Annotated in this window: 21 protein-coding genes; 4 read left to right on the forward strand and 17 right to left on the reverse strand. The window is 63.5% G+C overall.

Annotated elements, in window-relative coordinates:
* Position 1: 1 nt before the first annotated feature.
* The 4 genes from NZ453_RS12410 to NZ453_RS12425 all read right to left on the reverse strand — a co-directional run bounded on the left by NZ453_RS12410 (position 2) and on the right by NZ453_RS12425 (position 2,720).
* Positions 2-241: a MoaD/ThiS family protein gene (locus tag NZ453_RS12410; protein ID WP_263770922.1), complete on the reverse strand. Its 240-nt coding sequence runs from the start codon at positions 239-241 to the stop codon at positions 2-4.
* Complete coding sequence (gene moaC / locus NZ453_RS12415; RefSeq protein ID WP_263770923.1) at positions 238-786, reverse strand: cyclic pyranopterin monophosphate synthase MoaC; 549 nt, start codon at positions 784-786, stop codon at positions 238-240. Before moaC ends, NZ453_RS12410 begins: the two co-directional genes overlap by 4 nt.
* A 62-nt stretch (positions 787-848) precedes the next feature.
* A complete protein-coding gene (gene moaA, locus NZ453_RS12420) occupies positions 849-1,895 on the reverse strand; it encodes a GTP 3',8-cyclase MoaA (RefSeq protein WP_263770924.1) in 1,047 nt (348 codons plus the stop codon).
* 207 nt (positions 1,896-2,102) lie between these two features.
* Positions 2,103-2,720, reverse strand: a complete 618-nt coding sequence (locus NZ453_RS12425) for a helix-turn-helix domain-containing protein (RefSeq protein ID WP_263770925.1) — start codon at positions 2,718-2,720, stop codon at positions 2,103-2,105.
* A 106-nt stretch (positions 2,721-2,826) separates the two neighbouring features.
* On the opposite strand from NZ453_RS12425, the gene NZ453_RS12430 reads away from it, so the two are divergent.
* Together NZ453_RS12430 and pssA are read left to right on the forward strand one after the other, a co-directional pair.
* Entirely contained in the window at positions 2,827-3,981 is a 1,155-nt protein-coding gene (locus tag NZ453_RS12430; protein ID WP_263770926.1) for a benzoate/H(+) symporter BenE family transporter, read from the forward strand.
* A gap of 122 nt (positions 3,982-4,103) precedes the next feature.
* Positions 4,104-5,513 carry a CDP-diacylglycerol--serine O-phosphatidyltransferase gene (pssA, locus tag NZ453_RS12435; RefSeq protein ID WP_263770927.1) on the forward strand — a complete coding sequence of 470 codons (1,410 nt, stop codon included), beginning with the start codon at positions 4,104-4,106 and terminating at the stop codon, positions 5,511-5,513.
* Positions 5,514-5,805: 292 nt separating this feature from the next.
* Here the strand turns inward: pssA and NZ453_RS12440 are convergent, their stop codons facing one another.
* The 3 genes from NZ453_RS12440 to NZ453_RS12450 all read right to left on the reverse strand — a co-directional run bounded on the left by NZ453_RS12440 (position 5,806) and on the right by NZ453_RS12450 (position 8,538).
* On the reverse strand, positions 5,806-6,294 hold the full coding sequence (locus tag NZ453_RS12440) for a bacteriohemerythrin (RefSeq protein ID WP_263770928.1): 489 nt from the start codon (positions 6,292-6,294) through the stop codon (positions 5,806-5,808).
* A gap of 286 nt (positions 6,295-6,580) precedes the next feature.
* Positions 6,581-7,702 (reverse strand): HAMP domain-containing sensor histidine kinase, encoded by a 1,122-nt coding sequence (locus tag NZ453_RS12445; RefSeq protein WP_263770929.1) that lies wholly within the window; start codon positions 7,700-7,702, stop codon positions 6,581-6,583.
* 128 nt (positions 7,703-7,830) lie between these two features.
* Positions 7,831-8,538: a response regulator transcription factor gene (locus tag NZ453_RS12450; RefSeq protein ID WP_263770930.1), complete on the reverse strand. Its 708-nt coding sequence runs from the start codon at positions 8,536-8,538 to the stop codon at positions 7,831-7,833.
* Between the two features lie 392 nt (positions 8,539-8,930).
* Here NZ453_RS12450 and NZ453_RS12455 point away from each other — a divergent pair, with 392 nt between their 5' ends.
* Positions 8,931-9,611, forward strand: coding sequence for an EF-hand domain-containing protein (locus NZ453_RS12455; protein WP_263770931.1), 681 nt, complete (start codon positions 8,931-8,933; stop codon positions 9,609-9,611).
* Between the two features lie 53 nt (positions 9,612-9,664).
* Here the strand turns inward: NZ453_RS12455 and NZ453_RS12460 are convergent, their stop codons facing one another.
* The 9 genes from NZ453_RS12460 to NZ453_RS12500 all read right to left on the reverse strand — a co-directional run bounded on the left by NZ453_RS12460 (position 9,665) and on the right by NZ453_RS12500 (position 19,164).
* Positions 9,665-10,363 (reverse strand): N-acetylmuramoyl-L-alanine amidase, encoded by a 699-nt coding sequence (locus NZ453_RS12460; protein WP_263770932.1) that lies wholly within the window; start codon positions 10,361-10,363, stop codon positions 9,665-9,667.
* A 79-nt stretch (positions 10,364-10,442) separates the two neighbouring features.
* Entirely contained in the window at positions 10,443-10,826 is a 384-nt protein-coding gene (locus NZ453_RS12465; RefSeq protein ID WP_263770933.1) for a DUF1840 domain-containing protein, read from the reverse strand.
* A gap of 251 nt (positions 10,827-11,077) precedes the next feature.
* The gene (locus NZ453_RS12470) at positions 11,078-12,226 is read right to left on the reverse strand and encodes a Gfo/Idh/MocA family protein (protein WP_338051163.1); all 1,149 of its coding nucleotides are present in this window, start codon (positions 12,224-12,226) and stop codon (positions 11,078-11,080) included.
* 14 nt (positions 12,227-12,240) lie between these two features.
* Positions 12,241-13,239: a sugar phosphate isomerase/epimerase family protein gene (locus tag NZ453_RS12475; protein ID WP_263770934.1), complete on the reverse strand. Its 999-nt coding sequence runs from the start codon at positions 13,237-13,239 to the stop codon at positions 12,241-12,243.
* A 120-nt stretch (positions 13,240-13,359) separates the two neighbouring features.
* Positions 13,360-14,313 carry a substrate-binding domain-containing protein gene (locus tag NZ453_RS12480; protein ID WP_263770935.1) on the reverse strand — a complete coding sequence of 318 codons (954 nt, stop codon included), beginning with the start codon at positions 14,311-14,313 and terminating at the stop codon, positions 13,360-13,362.
* Between the two features lie 97 nt (positions 14,314-14,410).
* Positions 14,411-15,373, reverse strand: coding sequence for a substrate-binding domain-containing protein (locus tag NZ453_RS12485; protein ID WP_263770936.1), 963 nt, complete (start codon positions 15,371-15,373; stop codon positions 14,411-14,413).
* Positions 15,374-15,469: 96 nt separating this feature from the next.
* Entirely contained in the window at positions 15,470-16,483 is a 1,014-nt protein-coding gene (locus NZ453_RS12490) for an ABC transporter permease (protein WP_263770937.1), read from the reverse strand.
* Positions 16,455-17,948: a sugar ABC transporter ATP-binding protein gene (locus NZ453_RS12495; RefSeq protein ID WP_263770938.1), complete on the reverse strand. Its 1,494-nt coding sequence runs from the start codon at positions 17,946-17,948 to the stop codon at positions 16,455-16,457. Before NZ453_RS12495 ends, NZ453_RS12490 begins: the two co-directional genes overlap by 29 nt.
* A 10-nt stretch (positions 17,949-17,958) precedes the next feature.
* The gene (locus NZ453_RS12500; RefSeq protein WP_263770939.1) at positions 17,959-19,164 is read right to left on the reverse strand and encodes an ROK family transcriptional regulator; all 1,206 of its coding nucleotides are present in this window, start codon (positions 19,162-19,164) and stop codon (positions 17,959-17,961) included.
* A 425-nt stretch (positions 19,165-19,589) separates the two neighbouring features.
* Here NZ453_RS12500 and NZ453_RS12505 point away from each other — a divergent pair, with 425 nt between their 5' ends.
* Positions 19,590-20,840, forward strand: coding sequence for an MFS transporter (locus NZ453_RS12505; protein ID WP_263770940.1), 1,251 nt, complete (start codon positions 19,590-19,592; stop codon positions 20,838-20,840).
* Here NZ453_RS12505 and NZ453_RS12510 read toward each other — a convergent pair.
* Positions 20,824-22,122, reverse strand: a complete 1,299-nt coding sequence (locus NZ453_RS12510; RefSeq protein ID WP_263770941.1) for an HD-GYP domain-containing protein — start codon at positions 22,120-22,122, stop codon at positions 20,824-20,826. The two genes, NZ453_RS12505 and NZ453_RS12510, sit on opposite strands and share 17 nt — an antisense overlap.
* Positions 22,123-22,210: the final 88 nt, after the last annotated feature.

Genomic DNA, 22,210 nt, shown 5'->3' on the forward strand with positions numbered 1-22,210 from the left:
CTCAACCCCCCGAGAATTTCGACATGAAGACGACCTCGCTGCCGTCGCCGAGCGGCACGTCCATGTTGCGCACGTGCTCGCCATTCACCGCCGCCAGCGAGACAATTTCGAAGGCTTCCGGGTGGCGTGCCGCCAGTGTCGAGCGCAGGTCGGCGAGGCGCATGCCGGCCACATGCTCGACCTCGATACGCCCCGTTTCCATGCGTTCGGCCACCGGGCCGAAAAAGAGCACCGTGATCATCGCGGCGGCACCTTGGCCTGGGCGGCACGGCGCCACTCGCCGCTTTTGCCGCCGCGCTTCTCTTCGAGCTGGATCGATTCGATACGCATGCCGCGATCGATCGCCTTGCACATGTCGTACACGGTGAGCAATGCCGCGCTGGCGGAACACAGCGCCTCCATCTCGACGCCGGTCGGTCCGGTGCAGCACACCGTTGTCGTCACCGCCAAACCGACATCGCCCGCTGCATCCGCACCGACGTCGGCAAACGCGACCTCCACGCCCGTGAGCGGCAGTGAGTGGCACATGGGGATCATGTCCGGCGTGCGCTTTGCCGCCATGACGGCCGCCACGTCGGCAACCGCGAGCACATTGCCCTTGGCGATCTCGCCGGCATGGATGCGCTCTAAGGTCGCCGGCCGCATGCGCAAAATGCCGCTGGCCACCGCCACGCGTTGCGTGTTCGCCTTGGCGGAAACATCCACCATGCGGGCGCGTCCGGCGTCGGAAAAGTGCGTCAGATCGTTCGCGGCGCCCGCCGTGGGGGCCTTGGTCGTGGTATTCAATCGTCTCCCCGTTGAGTTTCGAGTTTCGCTGATTCTCGGCTAATTCTCGTTTCGAAGCGGCATCAGCCGCCGATGTACGACATTTCGATGCGTTTTTCCGGCCGTACCGTAGCCGCGTGGCGTTCGGCCGAGTAGCGGTCGGTGCGCCGTGACCACGTGTCGACGATCAAGCGCTCGATCGCCTCGTCATCGGCATTGTGCCGCAACGGATCGCGCAGATCGACGCCCTGCGTAGCGAACAGGCAGGTGTAGAGCTTCCCGTCGGTGGATAGCCGCATTCGGCTGCAGTCGTCGCAGAAAGCCTGCGTCACCGAGGCGATGACGCCGATCTCGCCGGCGCCGTCGTCGAACGCCCAGCGCTTGGCGACCTCGCCGCCGTAATTGGCATCGAGCGGATGGATCGGATGGTGCTCATTCACCCGGCTGATAATGTCTCGCGCCGGGACCACGTCATCCATGCGCCAGCCGTTGGTCGTGCCGACGTCCATGAACTCGATGAAGCGCAGGATGACGCCCGTATGCCGGAAGTGACGCACGAGCGGCAGGATCTCGTGCTCGTTCACGCCGCGCTGCACGACGGTATTCACTTTCACCGGGGCGAAGCCCCAGGTGCTGGCGGCTTCGATGCCGGCGAGCACGGTCGCCACCGGGACCGCGGAGTCGCTCATGCGGCGGAAGGTTTCGTCGCTTAGTCCGTCGAGACTAACGGTGACGCGCGTGAGCCCCGCTTCCTTGAGCACCTTGGCTTTCTTGGCCAGGAGGACGCCGTTGGTGGTGAGGGCGATTTCGACCGGAGCACCGTCGGGCGTGCGGATGCCGGCGAGCATTTCGATCAGGTTCTCGACGCGATGCCGGAGCAGCGGTTCGCCGCCGCTGAGGCGGAACTTGCGTACGCCGCGCTGCACGAAGAGCCGGGCAACGCGGGTGATTTCTTCGAAAGTCAGCAGTTCCGGGCGCGGCAGGAAGACGAAGTTGCGGTCGAACACCTCGCGCGGCATGCAGTAGGTGCAACGCAGATTGCAACGGTCGGTGACCGAAATGCGCAGATCACGCAACGGACGTTGCCTTGTGTCGGTGACCGGCGATGCCAACTCGATGATTCGCTTCACTTGGATTATTCGCTCCGCTCTGGCCCTGGGCATGGCGCCGCCCGCCTGCGCCGCGTCCATTCTAGTGGCTACACAGAGGGCCTTTTATGATCCTGATCAAAAACGGCGGTTCGACTGAGACGCCGGGTCTGCCCGGGTTGCGCCCATCCCGCCTGCTGCTTGGATTGGCCCCGAGCAGTGGCGTTCCCTTCGATGTTTGGGAGCCTGCTAGATGCTGCGCGTCGGGTCCGGCGTGCGGGCGTAGTGGATCAGGTTATGGAAGACTGCCGGCTCCGCCGACGGGTTGCGGTAACCATGCGGGCGGTCGGCCGGAAAGCGCACGGCTTCGCCCTCGCCCAGCGCAATCCAGGATTCCTCGACGAGCACCTCCATCGTCCCGCGCACGACGAGCACCGATTCGGTGACGCCTGGCTCATGCGCTTCCGACAGGCGCTCGTACCCCGGCGGCAGGGTCAGCTCGAAAACCTCGAAACCGAATCGCGCCTCGTAGGGAAAAAGCGGCGCAACGAGCATGCCGCCATTGCCCGGCTGGGTGCGGAGAGCGTCAGCGGAGCGGAAGAGATGGCCACCCTCCGCCGCTGGTGGCACGGGTTCAAGAAAGGTCGAGAGCGAGGTGGCGAAACCCGTGGCGATCTTCCACAGCGTGGCCACCGTCGGACTCGACTCGCCGCGCTCGATCTGCCCGAGCATGGCCTTGCTGACCCCGGTTTCCCGGGCCGCCCGGTCGAGACTCCAGCCGCGCTCGTTGCGCAGGGTACGCAGCGTAGCGGCAAGGTGGTCGTTACGTTCTTGCGGGTTCACGGTGCTTGCTTCGTTCGGGTTCATTGATTCGTGATATTCGACTTGTGCGTTATAGCGCACAAGTGTTAGTCTCGCGCTGTTGGCTTTGTGCGTTATGGCGCACGACCAATTACACCATACCGAGGCACTCATGGGACGACTTTTCGGGTTCTCGCACCTTTCGGCCGGCTTGATCGCGGTGCTCGTCGGCTATTCGAGTTCGGCGGCGATCGTTTTCCAGGCGGCGACCGCGGCGGGCGCGGGTCCGGCGGACATCACGTCGTGGCTGCTGGCGCTCGGGCTGGGCATGGGAATAACGTGCATCGGGCTGTCGCTCTACTATCGCGCGCCGGTGCTGACGGCCTGGTCGACGCCCGGGGCGGCTCTTCTGACGACGGCGCTCGTTGGTGTGCCGATGGGCGAGGCGATCGGTGCCTTCATCGTCGCCTCGGCTTTGATTACCTTGTGCGGCGTTGCGGGCTGGTTCGAAGCGATCATGAAGCACGTACCGAAGTCGCTCGCGGGTGGGATGCTCGCCGGTGTGCTGTTGCGCTTTGGGCTCAATGTCTTTGTATCGCTCGGTTCGCAGTTCGGTCTCGTGGCGTTGATGCTGGTCGTGTACTTTGCCGGTCGCCGCCTCAGGTCACGTTACACCGTACCGCTAACCTTCCTTGCCGGGCTCGGATGGGCGGCGGTGAGCGGACTGATCCATTTCGACGCCGTGACGGTGACGCTCGCACAGCCGGTGTTCACGATGCCTGTGTTCTCCATCGCGAGCGCCATCGGCGTCGGGTTGCCGCTGTTCGTCGTTACGATGGCTTCGCAAAACGTGCCCGGAATCGCGGTCCTGCGCGCCAACGGTTACACGACGCCGGTATCACCGTTGATTTCGTGGACGGGTTTGACGGGCCTTGTTCTCGCGCCTTTCGGTGGCTTTTCGTTCAACCTTGCGGCCATCACGGCCGCCATCTGCATGAGTCCGGAGGCGGATCGCGACCCGCAACGTCGTTACCTTGCCGCCGTCTGCGCCGGGCTTTTCTATATCGCGACCGGACTGCTCGGCGCGACCGTCGCCAGCCTGTTTGCGGCCCTGCCCAAGGAGTTGATCGCCGCCATCGCCGGCATTGCGCTCTTCGGCACGATCGGCAACAGTCTCGCCGGCGCGCTGCATCATGAGGGCGAGCGGGATGCCGCGCTGATCACCTTCCTGGTCACTGCCTCTGGGTTGACGTTCGGCGGGTTGGGCAGCGCTTTTTGGGGCCTATTGCTCGGGATCGCCGTACATCGGATGCGGCTCAACGGCTGATCGCTACACTCTGCGGCGTACTCGCCCACCGTGCGCCGCTTGAGCGGAAACGGTGGCGGGCCGTGGCGGCGGCGAAAACCGGTCCGGCTCGGCATTTTGCGGGCCTACCGTATAATCGGTCTGTGGAACCAACGACCAGACGCCTTCTGAAACCTTCGAGTCTTGCTTCGGCATGGCAGCGGTTGCGCGGCCGGGCACACGACCGCTCTCTGCTCGACGACTTGCCGCGCATCGCCGTTCCGGCGAAAGACTTCACGACGTTGAGCGGGCCGACCAACTACCGTGAAACCCTGCTGGCTTTAATCGCCGGCGCGCAACGGCGCATCCTGATTGCCGCGCTTTACTTGCAGGACGACGACGGCGGGCGCGAAATCCTCTCCGCCCTCTACGACGCCAAGGCCGCGCGCCCGCAATTGGAAATCGCGGTCTTCGTCGACTGGCATCGGGCGCAGCGCGGGCTGATCGGAAAAGCGAAATCGGCCGGCAATTCCGCCTTGTACCGCGATATGGCGAGGCGCCTCGGGCCGGGTGTCAATATCTACGGCGTGCCGGTGCAGCGGCGCGAATTCCTCGGCGTCATGCACCTCAAGGGGTTTGTGGTCGACGACACGGTGCTCTACAGCGGCGCCAGCCTGAATGACGTCTACTTGCAGCGGCACGAGCGCTACCGCCTCGACCGGTACCATGTGATCCGCAGCCGAGCGCTGGCTGACAGCCTGGCCGGTCTGCTGACGGAAATCGTACGCGGTAATCCGGCGGTGCATCCGTTCGGGCCCGGCCGGCCGCCGGCCACGGCGGCCATCGGCAACGCGATCATCCGCTTCCGCCGCCTGCTCGCGAAAAGCCGATACCAGTTTGCTCCGGGAAAACCCGGTTCCGGAGAGGTTGGCATCACGCCGTTGGTCGGTCTTGGCATGCGCAACAACGAGCTGAATGCCACGATCCTGAAGCTGCTCGCGCGCGCCGAAAAACACCTTGTACTCTTCACGCCGTACTTCAACTTGCCGACGCCGATGCGCAAGGCCATCGGCAATCGCATCAAGGCCGGATGCCAGGTGACGATCATCCTCGGCGACAAAACGGCGAACGATTTCTACATTCCGCCGGATGAGCCGTTCAAGACAATCGGTGCCCTGCCTTATCTGTACGAAGCCAACCTGCGCCGGTTCTGCCGTACTTTTCAGAAGGCGATCGACAACGGCTTGCTCAACGTGCACCTGTGGAAGCACGACGACAATACCTTCCACCTCAAAGGCATGCTCGTCGACTCCGATTACGCGTTGCTCACCGGCAACAACTTCAACCCGCGCGCGTGGCGGCTGGACGTCGAGAACGGTCTGGTGATCCACGATCCGGAGAACCTGCTGCTCGGTCAGCATCTCGCCGAACTCGACCGTATCCTCGAGCACGCCCGGCGACTGAATAACCACCAGGCGCTTGATGCCGTCGAGAGCTATCCGCTGCCCGTGCAGCGCCTGATCAAGCGGTTGGCGCGCGTACGCGCGGACCGTCTGGTCAATCAAATGCTGTAGGTCGTTCGAGCATTACCCGAGCAGCCCGGCATGATCGCGTGCAGAGGCAAGGAACGCTAAGAAGCAGCAGTTAATTCCGGCCCCTCCGCTGCCAAGTCCCGCGTTCTCAGTGAACGCCCCCCTATCGCGGCGTTTGTGAGCCTATCTCGTTCGGGCTCGTGCCGTTGCCTTGAAGAAGCCGACCGCTCGATCAGCGGTCGGCGAGCGCGACGCCGCCGATTCGCCGGTTACTCGCTCATCCCCGGTGCGGAACACCGAGGTCGCTCGCCCGAATATGACTGCGTCGCTGGATCTACTGCCAGAACTTCCACCAGTGCCTGGCTTCCTCCGCCCGCGCGACGTTGCCTGCTGTATCCGGTGTCGACGTTCTGTGTCGTATGGACTTGATAAAAAAGGCGCCGAACTGTTTGTCCACGACTTGTATGTGCTGCGTAAGCCAGTTCTTCAGAAAATGAAGCAACTCGAACGAAATCCCGGTTTCTCCGGCAGCGACCTTTTTCTGCAGCGCGACAACTTGCTGGATCAACGCCTCGTGCTTGACCTTGTGCGAGTCATACTCCGGATAGCTTGACGCTTGCATCAGGCTTTCCTCGGTAGCGAAGTGGACGCGCGTGTATTCCGTCAAATCGCGAAGCATATCGCGCGCCACACTCGACCCGTGGTGTTCGCGAATCGCCCGATGCAGGTTGTTGAGCAGTTCCACCAAATGCTTGTGCTGCTTATCAACTTCTTGAATGCCAACCGAAAGGTCATCTGACCACGAAATCAACTCCTCCGTCATATCGACACCTCCCCGGGACTGAGTAACGTTTTGGATTGGAACTCGCCAGCTAACGATATAGATATACATTAGCAGCGATTGCCACGAAAACGGCTACGCCGAGGTCTGAATCCGGCGCTTGTCTTGTTTGCGCGCCAAAAAGAAGACGGTTGGCCAAGTAAAGACCGGTGGCGTCATTGAGGGTCACGCAGCAAATGTCGACGCATTCGGTAGGGCTTCCTTCTCTCCATTTCATGAACCGAGCGGAGAACGACGGTGCATCAGGCCGGGGCCAACAATTCCTGCATCAGGCATTGCCGCGCGGCAACGTCACCGTCATGCACAGGCCGCCTTCGGGGCGGTTCGCCGCGTCGATGCGGCCGCCATGGTTCTCGACGACCTGGCGCGCGATGGCGAGGCCCAGGCCGTAACCCTTGGCATCCGGCGTGGGCGCGCTGCGGAAAAAGGGGACGAAGAGGCGTTCGAGATCGAAGCCCGAAACCCCCGGTCCGCGGTCCTCGACGCGGATCGTGACGGCTTCTGCCGACGACGACGCGGTGATCCCGATCCAGCCTCCTGCGTGGGCGTAGGCCAGCGCGTTGCGCAGCAGATTGTCGAATACGCGGTGCAACATCTCCGGGTCGCCGGCGACAATGACGTCGCGGCCTACCGCAAGCTCGATTCGGCAACCGGCGAGTTCCGCCTCCGGTACCGCATCCTCGACGACGTCGGCAAGCAGCTCGGCGAGGTCGACCGCTTCGTTGGCGCGTTCCTGCATCCGCGATTCGAGGCGCGACAACGTCAGCAATTCACTGAGCAACCGGTCCATGCGCGATGACTCATGTTCCAGCCGCGACAGGCAATCGTCGAGTCGGCCGGGCTGTTGCCGCATCAGGCCGATGATGGCGTTCAGGCGCGCGAGTGGCGACCGCAGTTCGTGCGACACGTCGTGGAGCAAACGCCGCTGGCTCTGCATCAACTGGGCGAGATGTTGCGCCATGCGATCGAAATCGCGGCCGAGGTCGGCGAGTTCGTCGCGCCGGTTTCCCATCGCGGCGCCCGCGCCGGGCGTAAGTTGGCCATTGGCCGCCATCTGCAGGGCGTGGCGCAAGCGACGAATCGGCCGCGCCACGTAGGCGGCGAGCAGGCCGGCGAAGACGAGGCTGACCAGGGCCCCGGTCAGCAGGTGGGCTACCGGAATGCGGGCGCGCGGTGGCGGAGGAAACCGGCGCAGTTCCGGTGGTGGCTCTCCGGGCCGCTCGGGGCGCGGTGCCGCGAAGGGTGGCGGTTCGGTGGGGCTGGGTCCGAAATCGCGGTCCGCCGTCCAGATCCAGATGGCCAGGCCGATGCCGAGAACAGCCGTTACCTGTGCGAGGAAGAAGAAGACCAGGAATTTCCAGAACAAGCGGCCGAACGGCAGAAAAGACATTTAAGCTATCCGCGAAAACAGGAGACGGCGAGGTGCGAACGCCTAGGCCGGACGACTGGGGTGTGAGACTCGCCTGGGATGCCAGAAAGCAAGCTGTATCGTCTCATCGTCGGCGGCGGTCGGCAGAGCTACCCCGTAAGCAGTTGATAACCCTTGCGCAGCACCGCCTGGATGCGCGGACGTCCGTCGGGGAGAGGCGGCATCTTGCGCCGGATGCTGCTCAGGTGCACATCGATGCTGCGATCATAACGTTCGAACGGCCGCCCGAGCCCTTGCTCGGAAAGCACATTCTTGCTCACGACGTGCCCAGCCTTTTGGATCAGAATTTCGAGCAGGTTGAATTCGGCATTGGTCAGCGGCAGGTCCTTGTCGTCCCAGGTGATGCGCCGTTGCCCCGAGTAGAGCGTGAGTTCGCCGAGGCGTACGCCGTCGCGCGCGCCGCCGCTCGCCACGGAAGGCGCCTGCGTCCGGCGCAGGATCGCGCGCAGGCGGGCGCTGAGCTCGCGCGGCGTACAAGGCTTCGGGACGTAGTCGTCAGCGCCGAGATCGAGGCCGAGAACGCGGCTTTCTTCATCGCCGCGTGCGGTGAGCATAAGGACTGGCAGGCTGCTGCGCGCGCGTATACGCCGTAGCACTTCGATGCCGCTGAAGCCCGGCATCATGACGTCGATGACAGCGATATCGGGCAGTTGGGTCGCTACCGCCTTGATCGCCGCCTCGCCGTCATGCGCGGTGGATACCCGAAATCCATCGCTGACCAGATAGGCGTCGAGCAGGCCAACCAGCTCGACGTCGTCATCGACGAGCAAGACGTGCGCAGGATCGGTAAGCGTCATCTTTCACAAAACGAGTTGCAGTCGGCAAATGATACCGCTGGACGGTATGTCGCATCCGGCCGCTTTACGCGGATTTACGGCGCCGGCCAAACTTGCCGAGACTCCCGGCAAATGCGGCGTATGCCCATGAAATAGTTCAAGAAAATACGGTAGTGGATTGCCGCTTCCGGCGCCCGGTGGATCGTCATGGGTGCTATCCATGACTCCCTCGATTCTCTTATGCGAAATTCCAGCTGATTAGGCCGCTTTGCTTCACGCAGTTTTACTCGGCTTAACCCGAAACGCCCTGATTGGCAGGGATTTCTGGCCGATAACTTGCCAGTAGGCGAGTGGTTCCGCGTGTTGGCCAAGGCGACCTGCCGGCCGGCGTAACCAATTGAGAGGAGGCAATCATGAGCTCAGTGAGCAGCATCGGCAGCAGTTTCAGCGTCAGTGCCCTGTATTCGAAACTCGATACCAGCGGAAAGGGCTATTTCGAAGTCAGCGATCTTGAAACCGCGCTGTCCAGTTTGGATTCGAGCAGCTCGGATAAAGAGGTGACCGCCGCAAGCGAACTGTTCTCGCAACTCGACAGCGATGGCGACGGCAAGGTGACCGAGAGCGAGTTGACCACGAGTCTGAACAAACTCGCCGAGACACTCGACAACCAGTTCAATATGTCGCGCATGGAAGGGGCGATGCCCCCGCCACCCCCACCGGAGGACGACGAAGGGTTCACGGAAGACGAGTTGAACAGCCAACTCGAGGAGATCGGCAGCACCGATTCGGCGCGGTCGACGTTGATCAGCAGCATCGTCGAGAACTTCGACGCCGCCGACACCAACGAGGACGGCAAGGTGAGCAATGCCGAGGCGATGGCGTATGCGCAGGCGAACAACATCTTACCGGCTTCGGGTTCGTCGGCTTCGAACTCGGAAAGCGCCTCGTCAGCGTCGAGCAATACGAACTCGCAAAGCACGGTGAGCGATGCGCAGGTTTACCGCCAGTTGATGGACTTGATGCGTGCCTATGGTTCAGACGATACAGCGAACACCTTCGCTGAGACTTTGTCGAGCTTGTCGGCGCTCGCTTGAGCCGCGCCTACGACGTCCGCTCCCCGGCGTTTGCCGCCTCGCCTCGCGACTGTTCAGCCAACGAAAAGGCAGGCGGCGATGCCGGTGGCGACGCCGTCCGCCATGCGCGTCTGCAATACCGGATCGCGCAGCGCCATCTCCTCCGCCCTGTGCTTGATGATGCCGGCCTCGAGGAGTACGGCCGGCAGAGTCGTTCGGTACAGCACGATGAGCTTGTCGTAGTAGTGCACCGAGTTGGCGGCGTCGGCGTATGGGCGCGGCCGCCCGGGTATCGAATCGGCATGATGCGTGGCGCCGACGAAGCCGAGGCGGCGTAGTCGCGCGCCGATCGACGACGCGCAGCGCAAGCTCGTCGCCAGGTCGGGGTTGTCGTGCGAAACGAAAAGGGAGAAGCCGATGTAGCGGTCGCTGTACGTCTGTGGCTTGCCTTCCCATTGCCACGTTTCGAGCAGGCTTTCCTGGACTGAGTCGTGGTGCACTGAGAGAAAGAAATCGGTGCCGGCCGCCTGCCGAGGACGTTCGTCGAGGCTCGCCACGCGGCCGTCGAAGTTGATCGGACGCACCGTGATGCCGCGCTCGGCCAGTGCCACGGCGACGCGTTCGGCCAGCACCCGGTTGAAGTCGAACTCGCGGCCACCGCGAGCGCTCACCGCACCGGTCGCCGCCAGCGTATGGCCGACGTCGACCGCGACCTCAAGCGCGTGGCCAGATAGAGGAACCGAGCAGGCGCATGCAAGAAGGATCGCCGCCATTGCCCCACCACCGCCTGGTACCGCGGATCGGCGTGGCGGAGTATCTGCCGTATCGGGCGAACATCCGGATGAACTGCTGTTAGAAATCTTTCGCCGCCTCCCAGACGATGTAGCCCTTCTCCTTCTGGGTCAGCTCCATCAGATGGATCAGCGGATACGCGCGCTGCGCGAGATGGACCCGGTTACGTCCGGCGCGACGTTTCTCTTCGTCTTCCGCGCGGCCGTCCTCGCCCTCTTCGTCCTCATCTTCGCCTTCTTCGCGGGCCTTGCGTTCCGCCTCCTGCGCTGCGGTCTTGTCGTCCTCCGCGGCCTGCCGCAGCTTCTCGATCGCTTCGGGGAGCTGCTCAAGGGTAAAGATGCCGCGTGCCGTTCCGGTCTTTCCCATGATGTCGAACAGGGGACGTAGGTGTTCGGCCAGCATGACCATTTCCCCCGATTTACTCGAAGTCAGCCTGACCAGCATAGTGATCCTCCGTAAAGTCGTGCGTGAGGGTTAGGCGCGAATCCGGCGACAGGTTCCCGGGAGCGAATCAACATCGTCAGGCGCAAAGGAGAAAGACGAAGCCAACGACAGGGCTTCGCCGCCCGGCTGCCAGGGAGTGGCCGACGCTATGCGCCGCGTCAACTTGATTTTACACGCCGCTGGATATGCCGGTGGCGATCGTTGCCGTGCGAGGCGGGGAGGCTACCTCCCCGCGTGCGCAGGAGGAAAGGCTAGAACGGCGTCCATTTGGCCGTCGAATGGGCAGACTCGACGGTTTTCTCGATGAATCGCACTCCGCGTGCGCCGTCCTGAAGCGTCGGAAAATCGGCTTCAAGATGAGCCGGCGAGCGCCGCTCGTGACGTGCTCGAATCGCCTCGCCGGCCCCGGCGTAGATATTGGCGAACGCTTCGAAAAAGGCCTCTGGATGTCCGGCCGGAAGGCGCGTCGCCTTGATGGCTTCTGCGCACAACCACGGTGAGCCGCGCGTGAACAGCCGTGGAGGAGCGTCGAGCGGTGCGTGCCACAGGCGATTCGGGTTTTCCTGCTGCCAGGTCAACGAGCCCTGGGTTCCGAAGATGCGGATACGCAAGTCGTTTTCGCAACCGATCTCGATCTGCGAGGAGATTAGGATGCCACGCGCGCCGTTGGTGTACCGCAGCAGCAGATTGCCGTCGTCATCGAGCTTGCGGCCCGACACGAAGGTGGTCAGATCGGCGCACAATGCATCGATCTCCAGCCCGGTGATGGTCGCCGCCAGATTCTCGGCGTGCGACCCGATGTCGCCGATGCAGCCGGCGATGCCGCTGCGGGCGGGGTCGGTGCGCCAGTCGGCCTGCTTGTTTCCGGAGCCTTCCAGCAGGGTCGACAGCCAGCCCTGGTTGTACTCGATGATCACCTTGCGTATTTCGCCAAGCTCCCCGCTGCGCACCATGTGCCTCGCCTGGCGGACGAGGGGATAGCCCGTGTAGTTGTAGGTAACGGCGAAGACGACTCCCGACTTGGCCGCTGCCTCGATGAGGTCCTGCGCCTGGGCCGAGGTGTGCACCAGCGGTTTGTCGCAGACGACGTTGATGCCGACGTCGACGAAGGCCTTGGCCACCGGGTAATGCATGTGGTTGGGGGTAACGATGCTGACGAAGTCGATCCGTTCGCCGGTCGGGCGGCGCAGTTCGTCATCCAACAGATCCTGCCAGCAGGCATGGTTCCGGTCGTCGGCGAGGCCGAGTTCGCGGCCAGAGGCAAGCGCCTTGTCCGGGCTCGACGACAGCGCGCCGGCCACCAGCTCCATTTGCCCGTCAAGGGCCATGGCTTTGCGATGAACGCCGCCGATGAACGCTCCCTGACCGCCTCCTACCATGGCATAGCGCAGTTTTCGCATGTGGGTCTTCCTCCCTATTTTTCGAATGCCGCGTCGAAGGCTACGCCGGACGGTTTGAAATCCAGCCGCCGGCAGAACGCCGCGCTCTCCGTCGCACCGTGCACGCGGTCCATGCGGCTGTCTTCCCACTCGACCGACAGCGGACCGTGGTAGCCGATGTCGTTGAGCGCGACGATGATCGTTTCGAAATCGATCTGGCCGCGTCCGACACTGCGGAAGTCCCAGTAACGGCGCGCGTCGCCGAAACTCGTATGGCCGCCGAAGACACCGACGGAGCCGTCGCCCTTGCCCCACCATGCGTCCTTCATGTGCACGTTGTAGATGCGTTCGCCAAAGGTGCGCAGGAGCTTCACGTAGTCGACGCCCTGGTAGCCGAGGTGGCTCGGGTCGAAATTGACGCCGAAGCGGCGGTGATGTTTGACGGCCTCCAGCGCACGCTGCATGGAAACGATGTCGAAGGCGATTTCGGTGGGGTGGATTTCCAGCGCAAAGTTGACGTCGACCTGGTCGAACACGTCGAGGATCGGCGTCCAGCGCGCGGCGAAGTCGGCGTAGCCCTTGGCCCAATAATCCTGGGTAGTCGGAGGAAAGGCATAGTTTGAATGCCAGATCGACGAACCGGTGAAACCGGTAACCGTCTTGACGCCGAACTTCGCGGCCGCGCGGGCACAGTCCATCATCTCCGCGGCTGCGCGCTGACGCACGCCTTCCGGATCGCCGTCGCCCCACACGTGTGGCGGCAGGATGCCCTGATGACGCTCGTCGATGCGGTCGCAGACCGCCTGACCCACGAGATGACAGCCGACGGCGAAACATTGCAGTCCGTGCTGCTCGAGCAATGCGCGCTTCTCGCGTAGATAGGCATCGGATTTGAGTGCCGCCTGGATGTCGAAGTGGTCTCCCCAGCAGGCGAGTTCGAGTCCGTCGTAGCCCATCGACTTGGCGAGTGGCGCGAGTTCGGCCAGGGGCAGGTCGCCCCATTGGCCAGTAAAGAGTGTGATCGGTCGGGTCATGCTTGTCCTCCTCATGCAACGTGCTTGATGCTCCACTGACTGGGCCACGGACCACCGGGCCGCCGCGGCGCCGGACAACGGCAAGCCTCGGCGTCCCGGCGGCCCTGCCGCCATCCGTCTTCAGAACGGCGAATCGGGGAAGTAGTACTTGGCGGCGTTTTCCTTGGTGATCAGGATCGACGGGATGATGGTGGTTGCCGGCATGCTGGTGCCCTTGACGCGGGCTTCGGCGGTGAGCTTCATGGCATCCGCGATCATGCTCGGCGAATACGTGACGTTGGCCTTGACGATCGGGTCGCCGTCCATCACTTTCTTCACATAGCCTTTGGCGCCGGCGCCGCCGATGACCAGCTTGATATCGGTGCGCTTGGCCTGCTCGATGGCTTTTTGCACACCGACGGCCATATCGTCGTCGGACGCCCATACCGCGTCGATCTTCTTGAAGCGGGTGAGGTAGTCCTGCATGACCTTGAACGCATCGTCGCGGTTCCAGTTGCCGTGCTTGGCATCGAGTACTTTCATCCCCGGATGCGATTTGATGACTTCATTGAAGGCATCGACGCGCTGGTTGTCGATGACGGTCGGGATTCCGCGCAGTATGACGATGTCGCCCTTTCCGCCCAGCTCCTTGGCCATGAACTCGGCGGCCACCTTGCCGAACCCCGGGTTGTCGCCCGCGACGTAGGCGTCCTGCGCAGCGGCATCGGTCAGGCCGCGGTCGACCACGGTAACGAAGACGCCCTTGCTCTTGATCTGGGCCACCGGTTGCGTCAGCGGCGCCGACTCGAACGGCAGGATGACGAGCGTGTTGATCTTGTTGACCGTCTGCAGATCCTGGATCTGGTTGGCCTGTTCGGCCGCCGAGCCGGCGGTTTTGACCACCACCTTGATGCCCGGGTACTGTTTCTCCAGCTCGCCCTTGGTGCGATTGGCCCAATACACGACGCCGCCTGCCCAACCGTGCGTGGCGGCGGGAATGGAGACGCCCATCACCACCTTGTCGGCCTGGGCGAAGGCGACGGAGGAAGCGACGAGCGCGCCGGATACCAACAACTTGCGAACGATCGATTTCATGGTCCTCTCCTGTAAGAGTCCTGCCGGCTAGTGCGGGAACGGCGCGATCGGCGCCAACGCGGCGTCCGATCGCGTCCGGCCAGAACGGTTGAAACGGTCAGAACGGCGAATCCGGGAAGTAAAACTGTTTCGCGTTCTCGCGGGTGATCAGTACCGACGGGATGATGTAGGTGGCCGGCAGCTTCTCGCCCTTGGCGCGAGCCTCGCCAGTCAGCTTGATCGCGTCGTACATGAACTTCGGCGAGTACGAGACGTTGGCCTGGATGCGCGGGTCCTTGCCGTCCATCAGGGTCTTGATCATGCCCTTGGCGCCAGCACCGCCGAAGACGATCTTGATGTCCTTGCGCTTCGACTGGTCGATGGCCTTCAACACGCCGACCGCCATGTCGTCGTCGGCCGCCCATACGGCGTCAATTTCCTTGAAGCGCGTCAGGTAGTCCTGCATCACCTTGAAGGCGTCGTCGCGGTTCCAGTTGGCATACTTGGCGTCGAGGATCTTGATGTCCGGGTAGTTCTTCATGACGCCCGTGAATGCGTCCCAACGCTCGTTGTCGAGGGTGGTGGCGATGCCGCGCAAGGCGACCAGGTTGCCCTTGCCGTTCATCGCCTTGGCCAGGTACTCGGCCGGAATCTTGCCGAAAGCGGTGTTGTCGCCGGAGACGTAGGCGTCCTGCGCGCTGGTGTCGGTCAGTCCGCGATCGACCACCGTCACGTACACGCCCTTGTTGTGCACCTCGGCCACCGGCTTGGTCAACGCCGCTGATTCGAACGGGAAGACGACCAGCGTATTGATCTTGCTCACCGCCAGCAGGTCTTGCAGCTGGTTGGCTTGCTCGGCCGCGTTGGCCGCCGTCTTTACGATCACCTTCATCCCGGGATGGGCCTTCTCCAGATCCTTCTTCGCCTGGTTGGCCCAGAACACGATACCGCCGGTGAAGCCGTGCGTGGCGGCCGGAATGGCCACGCCGAGCACGACGTTGCTTTGCGCCATGGCGGGAAGTGCCGCCAGCGACGTGAGTACCAACGCGCCTAGCGCCAGTTTGCGAAATGCTGATTTCATGTCGAACGCCTCCTCTTGTTGCGGTTGGAAGGGGATAGTCCGCCGGACGTCCCGGCGGCTACCCGTTGATGAACTTCAGGTACGGAAGAAACCGGGTCATCGCCGACTGCGCTGCATGAATGCAACGATGATGATGACCACGCCCTGCACGGCGGCGTTGAGATACACGCTGATGATGCTGGTCAGGTTGAGAATGTTGCTGATCACCGAAAGCAGGATGGCGCCGATCACAGTGCCCGCAATCCGGCCCTCGCCGCCCTTGAGCGCGGTGCCGCCGACGATGACCGATGCGATGGCCTCGAGCTCCCAGAGCAACCCGGTGGTCGGCGACGCGGAACCCAGACGCGGCACGTAGAGTACGGTAGCGACCCCGACGCAGATGCCAAGGATGACGTAGGTGGCGATCTTGATGCGGTCGACCTCGACCGCCGCGTAGCGCGCCACCTGCTCGTTGGAACCGATGGCCTGAACGTAGCGGCCGTATTTCGTGCGATTGAGCACCAGGCCGCCGACCAGCGCCGTCACCAGAAAGACCCAGATCGGTATCGGCACGCCGAGCAGGCTGCTGTAATACACCGGGCTGTAGACGTCGGACACTTCGTTGTCGAGCGTTATCGCGCCGCCGTTGGCGAAGTAGGTCAGGTAGGCGCGGAATATCCCGAGCGTGCCGAGTGTGACGATGAAGGGCTCGATGCGGCCCTTGGTGATCAGCAACCCGTGGGCGAGACCGAACAACGCGCCCAACACCAGCGCGAAAACGATACCGATGACGACCACGAGAACCGGCGAGGCGATCGATTCGGCGATCGCATTCATGAGCAGGATCATGCTGCCCGCGATCAGTGCCGCCATCGATCCCACGGAGAGATCGATGCCGCCGGAAATGATCACGAACGTCATGCCGATGGCGATGATGCCGATGAACGCAGTGCGCGTGAGCACGTTGAGGATGTTGTCCACGGTGGCGAAGTCGGGGTTCAGATACGTACCCGCGATTCCCAACAGGACGAGACCGATGAGCGGGCCGACTTCGTGGATGCGCCGCGACAGGACGCGGGCGAAGTCGCCCGCCCGGCTTGATTCAGCGGTGGTCGTGGGTGCCGGTGGCATGAGCGATCAACTCCTCTTCGGTAAGCCGGTCGCCGGCCAGCGTGCCTTGCACGCGACCTGCGCGCATGACGACGACACGATGGCAGAGACCGATGAGTTCGACGAGTTCGGACGAGATGACGATGACGGCACGGCCCTCGCGGGCGAGCCGCTGCACGAGAAAGTAGATGTCGCGCTTGGCGCCGACATCGACGCCGCGCGTCGGTTCGTCGAGAACGATGATTTTCGGGTCGACATGCAGGAATTTGGCGAGCGCCAGCTTCTGCTGGTTGCCCCCCGAGAGCGAGGCGGCGCGGTTTTCGAGGTCGCCGGTCCGGATGCCGAACTCGGCTACCTTGTCGCGCAACGCACGGCGTTCCGCCGCCGGGTCGAGCAGTGGATGGGCGTAACGATCGAGCGCCACCAGCGTCAGGTTCTCGCGCAGGCCGAGCGTGACGTGCAGGCCCTTGCCCTTGCGGTCCTCGGAAAGATAGGCGATGCCATGACGGACGCCGTCGCGCGGCGTATCGAGCACGGCCTCGTGGCCATCGATCTCGACGCGGCCGGCACGGCGCGGGCGCAGGCCGAGCAAGCCTTCGAAGAGTTCCGTCCGTCCGGCGCCGACCAGCCCGGCAAAGCCGAGGATTTCGCCGGGGCGTACGTCGAAGCTCACGTCCTCGGCCCAACCGGGGACCGAGAAGCCGCTTACCTTCAGAAGCGGTGCGGCGTTGGGCACCGGATCCTTGACCGGGTACATGTCGGATACGTCGCGGCCGACCATCAGGTTGGCCATCTGCTGGCGGGAGGTGCCGCGCGTCGGCACGGCGGTGACGAAGCTGCCGTCGCGCATGATGACGAGCTCGTCGGTGATGCGCTCGACCTCGTCGAGCTTGTGCGAAATATAGACGATGGTGACCCCGCGCGCCTTGAGCTGCCCGATCAGCGCGAACAGGCGTTCGGTCTCCGACGGCGTGAGCGTCGCGGTGGGTTCGTCCATCACCAGCAAGCGCGCGTTGCGTGACAGGGCCTTGGCGATCTCAACGAGCTGCTTCTCGGCGACGATCAGGTCGCGCACGCGCGTCGCGGGGGAAACGGTCAGTCCAACTTGCTGCATCGCCTCGCGCGCCGCCGCGTTCATCGCCTCATCGTCGAGCAGCCAGCCCTTCACGCGCTCGTGGCCGAGGAAGATGTTCTCGGCGATCGTGAGGTGCTCGGCGAGGTTGAATTCCTGGTGGATGAGAACGACGCCTTCGTGCTCGGCCTCGCGCGACGAGGCGAAGCTGTGCGGCGTGCTGTTGATCGTGAAGTCGCCGCCCGTCGCCTGCTCGTAACCCGAGAGGATTTTCACCAGCGTGGACTTGCCCGCGCCGTTTTCACCCAGGAGGCCGACAACGCGTCCCGGCTCGATGCGAAAGCTGACGCCATGCAGCACTTCGACCGGGCCGAAGCGCTTGACCACCGAGCGGAATTCGACGGCGAGGCTCATTCGACGGTCCTCACGGCAAGACTCCGCGCACGCGCATGGTTTCCTGCAATGCCATCGCCGCGCAGCCGATGACGCCGGCACGGTCGCCGAGCGGCGCGTAGGCAATCTCCAGGTGTCGCGTCGACAAAGGCAGCGAGCGCTGGTAGATGCTCTGGCGGATCGACGCGAGGAAAAGCGGCCCGATGTGCGAGATGCCGCCGCACAGGAACACATGCGAGGGATTGAAGAAATTGACCACCGAGGCGAGCATTTGGCCGATCAGTTTGCCCGAGAGCTTAATGATCGCATTGGCCGCCACGTCCCCACCGCGGCTTGCCTGTCCGACGTCTTCCGGGCGGATGCGTCCCTGCGTTTCGAGCACTTGGGCGAGTACGGCGCTCTTGCCCGCTTTGGCCGCTTCGGTACCCATGCGCGCGATGGCGGGCCCGGCGGCCATAACCTCGACGCAACCCTGGTTGCCGCAATGGCAACGCTCGCCGGCCGGATCGACGCAGATATGGCCGACGTCGCCCGCCGAGCCGTTCGCACCGCGGTAGATCGTGTGGTTGCAGACAATGCCGCAGCCGATACCGGTACCGATCTTGACGACCAGGAAGTTGGGCAGTTCGCGATGCAGACGCCACATTTCGCCCATCGCCATCACGTTAACGTCGTTGTCGATGAACACCGGGGCGCGGTACTCCTCGCCCAGGTAATCGCGGATCGAAAAGCCTTCCCAGCCAGGCATGATGGGCGGTGCGACGAGCAATCCGCGTTCGAACTCGACAGGGCCCGGAACACCCATGCCGATACCGATCACCTGCTCGCTACGCACGCCGCAGCGCTGGCGCAGGTCGGCGAGAATTTCGCGTACACGGGAAAGTACGATGCCTGGACCGTCGCTAACCTCGATCGGTTCCGCGTGGTGGGCGAGCGTGGTCATGTCGGGTGAGAACAGGGCGACGTCGACGCTCGACGCCCCGAGGTCAATGCCGGCAAGGAGGCCCATGGACGACGAAAGGGTCAGCGTCTCCGGACGGCGACCGCCAGACGATGCTTGCGGGCCGGTTTCGTCGAGCATGCCGCGGGCGATCAGCGACGAGGCGGCCGTGTTCGCCTTGCTGCGCGAAAAGCCGGTTTGCTCGGCGAGTTCAGCGCGCGACATGCCGGCGGACCAGAAAACGGCCTCCAGCGCAGTCATTTCAGCAGGCGTTAAATCGTCCCAACGTATCAACACGACGCCCCCCGGCTAGGCCGCATGCGGAATGCGATGCGACTTGCAGCGTATCCTAGAGAGCGCCTCTTTTGCCGGTCAAGACCGAACTTAGCGCAAAATTGAGCAAAAGTAGTGATGTCATTGGGAAGAAGACGCCTTGCTTCGTGCGTTGGCGCCCGTCGGCCGGTGAATAGCGGCTTCGGAGAGGCGCGCAGACAGCATCGGGGACGGGCGAGAAACGGCGGCTTCGGCTACCATGGCATTCTGTCCGGACAAGGCGGGCTCCGGCCTTGTCCGGAACCGGTCTTTTGAAGCTTTGACGCGTTCGGGTGCGCCAACCGACGTTCGGCACATTGCGACGCGTGCGTCGCGCCTCTGCGCTGGACGAAGACCGGACATCTGATCGGGGCGAACCGCGTTGTTCTTGGCTATCCTACCGCTTGACCATGCTCTGGATCCGTCTGTTTCTGCCCTTCGCCGGCGCCTATTTTCTTTCCTACCATTTCCGTACGCTGAACGCCGTCGTCGGGCCGGTTCTCAGTGCAGAACTCGCCTTGGGCGCGGCCGACCTCGGCCTGCTCACGAGCGCGTATTTCCTGGCGTTCGGGGCCGCACAGCTGCCGCTCGGCGTACTTCTCGATCGTTTCGGCGCCCGGCGCATCAACGCCGTGATGCTTCTTGTCGCCGCGGCCGGTGCGGCGGTGTTCGCCCACGGCAATAACATCACCGTTCTGGCCGTCGGTCGTGGAATGATCGGCTTCGGGGTTTCGGCCTGCCTGATGTCGTCGTTCAAATCATTCTCGCAATGGTTCCCGGCCGAGAGTCAGGCATCGCTGACCGGCTGGATCATGACCTCCGGCACGCTAGGGGCGCTTGCCGCCTCGGCTCCGCTCGACGCCGCACTGCACGTCGCGAGCTGGCGGACGGTGTTCCTGGCGCTGTCGGGCGTTACCGTCGCCGTTGCGGCGTGGGTTTTCTTGAGCGTCCCGGATAAGGCGGGCGTCCCGCGCCCGCAGCCGCTCGCGGAACAGTGGTCCGGTATTCGCGAAGTCTTGCGTACGCCTCATTTTTGGCGCTTTGCGCCGCTTTCGTTTGCCCAGATCGGCGGTTTCATGGCCGTACAGAGCTTGTGGTCGAGTGCTTGGCTGATGCAGGTGAACGGCTACTCACGCACCGCTGCCGCCGATCATCTGGCGGCAATGAGCGTCGCGATGGTGGTGGCCTACGCGTTGATCGGGCTGCTCGCCACCCGGCTGGCGCGGCGCGGCATCGGCCCTGTGTACCTGCTCGGCGGCGGCATGATCCTCGCGCTTACGACATTGTTTTTGATCATCACCCAGGCGGTCGACCAACATTACGCGCTGTGGGTAGCCTACGGGACGTTTTCCAGCTTCGGGACGCTCACTTACTCGGTCACGTCCGCCGGTTTCCCAGTCGCCTTGTCGGGACGGGTGAACACCACGCTCAATCTCGCCGCCTTCCTTGGCGCCTTCAGCATGCAGTGGGGGATGGGCCTGCTCATCGATGCGCAGACGGCGGCCGGCGCCACCAGCGCTATCGCGCACCGCAACGCTTTCCTTGCCTTGTTCGCGGTACAGGCGGCGGCATGCCTGTGGCTGGTCATCGGCATGAGGCGCGCTTCCCGCGCACGCGGGCGGGCGGGCGAAGCGCTGGAGCCGCTTAGCGCGGGGGATTGAGTGCGGCGATCAGTCCGTCGATAAGCGCCAGGTCGGTCGCATCTCCGCTCTGTTCGAGGCGAAGATAGACATTGCGGGCCAGGTTGCGCAACCTCCAAGTCACCTCGTCGAGAACGATGCAAACCTCGCCCATGACGGCCGGGTCGCGCTCCAGCACTTCGAGTTGCGAAAGGTCGTAGACGCCGGTTGCCCGCAGACAGCGGTCGATGCTGCGGATGGCGTCGAGCGCGAACAGCCCGACGGCGGCGACGCGCGGCGTGCTCGTCGCGTTGGAGAGGTCCTCGGCCAGAAGGCGCGCCTTGCGCAATTGCTGCAGCGTGGGCAGCACGCGTTGCGCAAAACTTTCCGAAACGGCCGGTGGGCCGGCATCCTCGAACGCGGCCAACGCTTGCGTGAAGAAGGAGACGGCGCGGCGTGGAAATTCCTCGGGGACGATGCGCAAAGCCACCGCGACGCGGTCGCGTAGACCGGGGCCGCCGCGCATGATGATTGATGCCACCGAGTCGGCGACGCACATGACCTTCCCGAGCGGGCTCATGCTGGCGCCGGAAAGCTGGAAGGGATAACCGCTGCCGTCGAGCCGTTCGTGGTGGTGCAGCACACAGTCCCCAACGGCAGGCGGGAAGGTCGTGAATTCCTTCAGAAAAGCCTGCCCCACACAGGGGTGGGAGGCGACGTGTTTCCACTCCGACGGCTGTAGTTGACGAGAACCGTCGAGGTATTCCGGATTGATGTACATCTCGCCGATATCGTGGACGAGCGCCGAGAGCACGAGCAGCGTGCTGTCGCGTTCATTGAGGCCGATGCCGTTGGCGAGCCCGGCACTGACGACGATGCCGGCAATCGTCGTGTCGTAGTTCTGCCGCTTATGCTCGCGGCTGGAGGTCAACAGTAGCTTCAACGGTCCCGGCAACGGCTGGCCGCGCACGGAGCGCAAGATGCTCCGTGCGCCGCTGGCCCCTCCCAGGACCCCCAGAAACCGGTTCGCTTCGATCTGCTCGAAACAGTCGCCGACGACCGTTTCGAGCGTGACGCCATGCTCGACGTCGAGGCTCAACTCAAGCGGTTTCTGCAGTCGCCGCAGGAGCATTTTCTCCTGCAGCGACCGCGATACCGCCGCTCCCTTGGCCCACAACTTTGTTCCGCGTTCGTCGTAGATGTCGCTCGACGCCATGACTTCCATGTCGTCGGACAGGCGAACGATGTTGTGCAAGCAGTGCGGGTTCACCGCACAGAATGACTCCACCTCGTTAGCGGGATTTCCGCCCACAGTGCCCGACATAAACTCTTCTTCTCCACGCCGTCCACGGATACGTGGAAAGCATGATGGCAAAAGCGGGAACCGCTGAAAATCCGTAGTTTGCGCCAAC

Source organism: Propionivibrio soli (assembly GCF_025770765.1).
Taxonomy (GTDB): Bacteria; Pseudomonadota; Gammaproteobacteria; order Burkholderiales; family Rhodocyclaceae; genus Propionivibrio; species Propionivibrio soli.

Excerpts from the sequence above, each read along its gene's own strand:
- NZ453_RS12410 (WP_263770922.1), bottom strand. The coding sequence starts at position 241 with ATGATCACGGTGCTCTTTTTCGGCCCGGTGGCCGAACGCATGGAAACG.
- NZ453_RS12425 (WP_263770925.1), bottom strand. The coding sequence starts at position 2,720 with ATGAACCCGAACGAAGCAAGCACCGTGAACCCGCAAGAACGTAACGAC.
- NZ453_RS12430 (WP_263770926.1), top strand. The coding sequence starts at position 2,827 with ATGGGACGACTTTTCGGGTTCTCGCACCTTTCGGCCGGCTTGATCGCG.
- NZ453_RS12440 (WP_263770928.1), bottom strand. The coding sequence starts at position 6,294 with ATGACGGAGGAGTTGATTTCGTGGTCAGATGACCTTTCGGTTGGCATT.
- NZ453_RS12445 (WP_263770929.1), bottom strand. The coding sequence starts at position 7,702 with ATGTCTTTTCTGCCGTTCGGCCGCTTGTTCTGGAAATTCCTGGTCTTC.
- NZ453_RS12450 (WP_263770930.1), bottom strand. The coding sequence starts at position 8,538 with ATGACGCTTACCGATCCTGCGCACGTCTTGCTCGTCGATGACGACGTC.
- NZ453_RS12455 (WP_263770931.1), top strand. The coding sequence starts at position 8,931 with ATGAGCTCAGTGAGCAGCATCGGCAGCAGTTTCAGCGTCAGTGCCCTG.
- NZ453_RS12460 (WP_263770932.1), bottom strand. The coding sequence starts at position 10,363 with ATGGCGGCGATCCTTCTTGCATGCGCCTGCTCGGTTCCTCTATCTGGC.
- NZ453_RS12465 (WP_263770933.1), bottom strand. The coding sequence starts at position 10,826 with ATGCTGGTCAGGCTGACTTCGAGTAAATCGGGGGAAATGGTCATGCTG.
- NZ453_RS12470 (WP_338051163.1), bottom strand. The coding sequence starts at position 12,226 with ATGCGAAAACTGCGCTATGCCATGGTAGGAGGCGGTCAGGGAGCGTTC.
- NZ453_RS12475 (WP_263770934.1), bottom strand. The coding sequence starts at position 13,239 with ATGACCCGACCGATCACACTCTTTACTGGCCAATGGGGCGACCTGCCC.
- NZ453_RS12480 (WP_263770935.1), bottom strand. The coding sequence starts at position 14,313 with ATGAAATCGATCGTTCGCAAGTTGTTGGTATCCGGCGCGCTCGTCGCT.
- NZ453_RS12485 (WP_263770936.1), bottom strand. The coding sequence starts at position 15,373 with ATGAAATCAGCATTTCGCAAACTGGCGCTAGGCGCGTTGGTACTCACG.
- NZ453_RS12490 (WP_263770937.1), bottom strand. The coding sequence starts at position 16,483 with ATGCCACCGGCACCCACGACCACCGCTGAATCAAGCCGGGCGGGCGAC.
- NZ453_RS12495 (WP_263770938.1), bottom strand. The coding sequence starts at position 17,948 with ATGAGCCTCGCCGTCGAATTCCGCTCGGTGGTCAAGCGCTTCGGCCCG.
- NZ453_RS12505 (WP_263770940.1), top strand. The coding sequence starts at position 19,590 with ATGCTCTGGATCCGTCTGTTTCTGCCCTTCGCCGGCGCCTATTTTCTT.
- NZ453_RS12510 (WP_263770941.1), bottom strand. The coding sequence starts at position 22,122 with ATGTCGGGCACTGTGGGCGGAAATCCCGCTAACGAGGTGGAGTCATTC.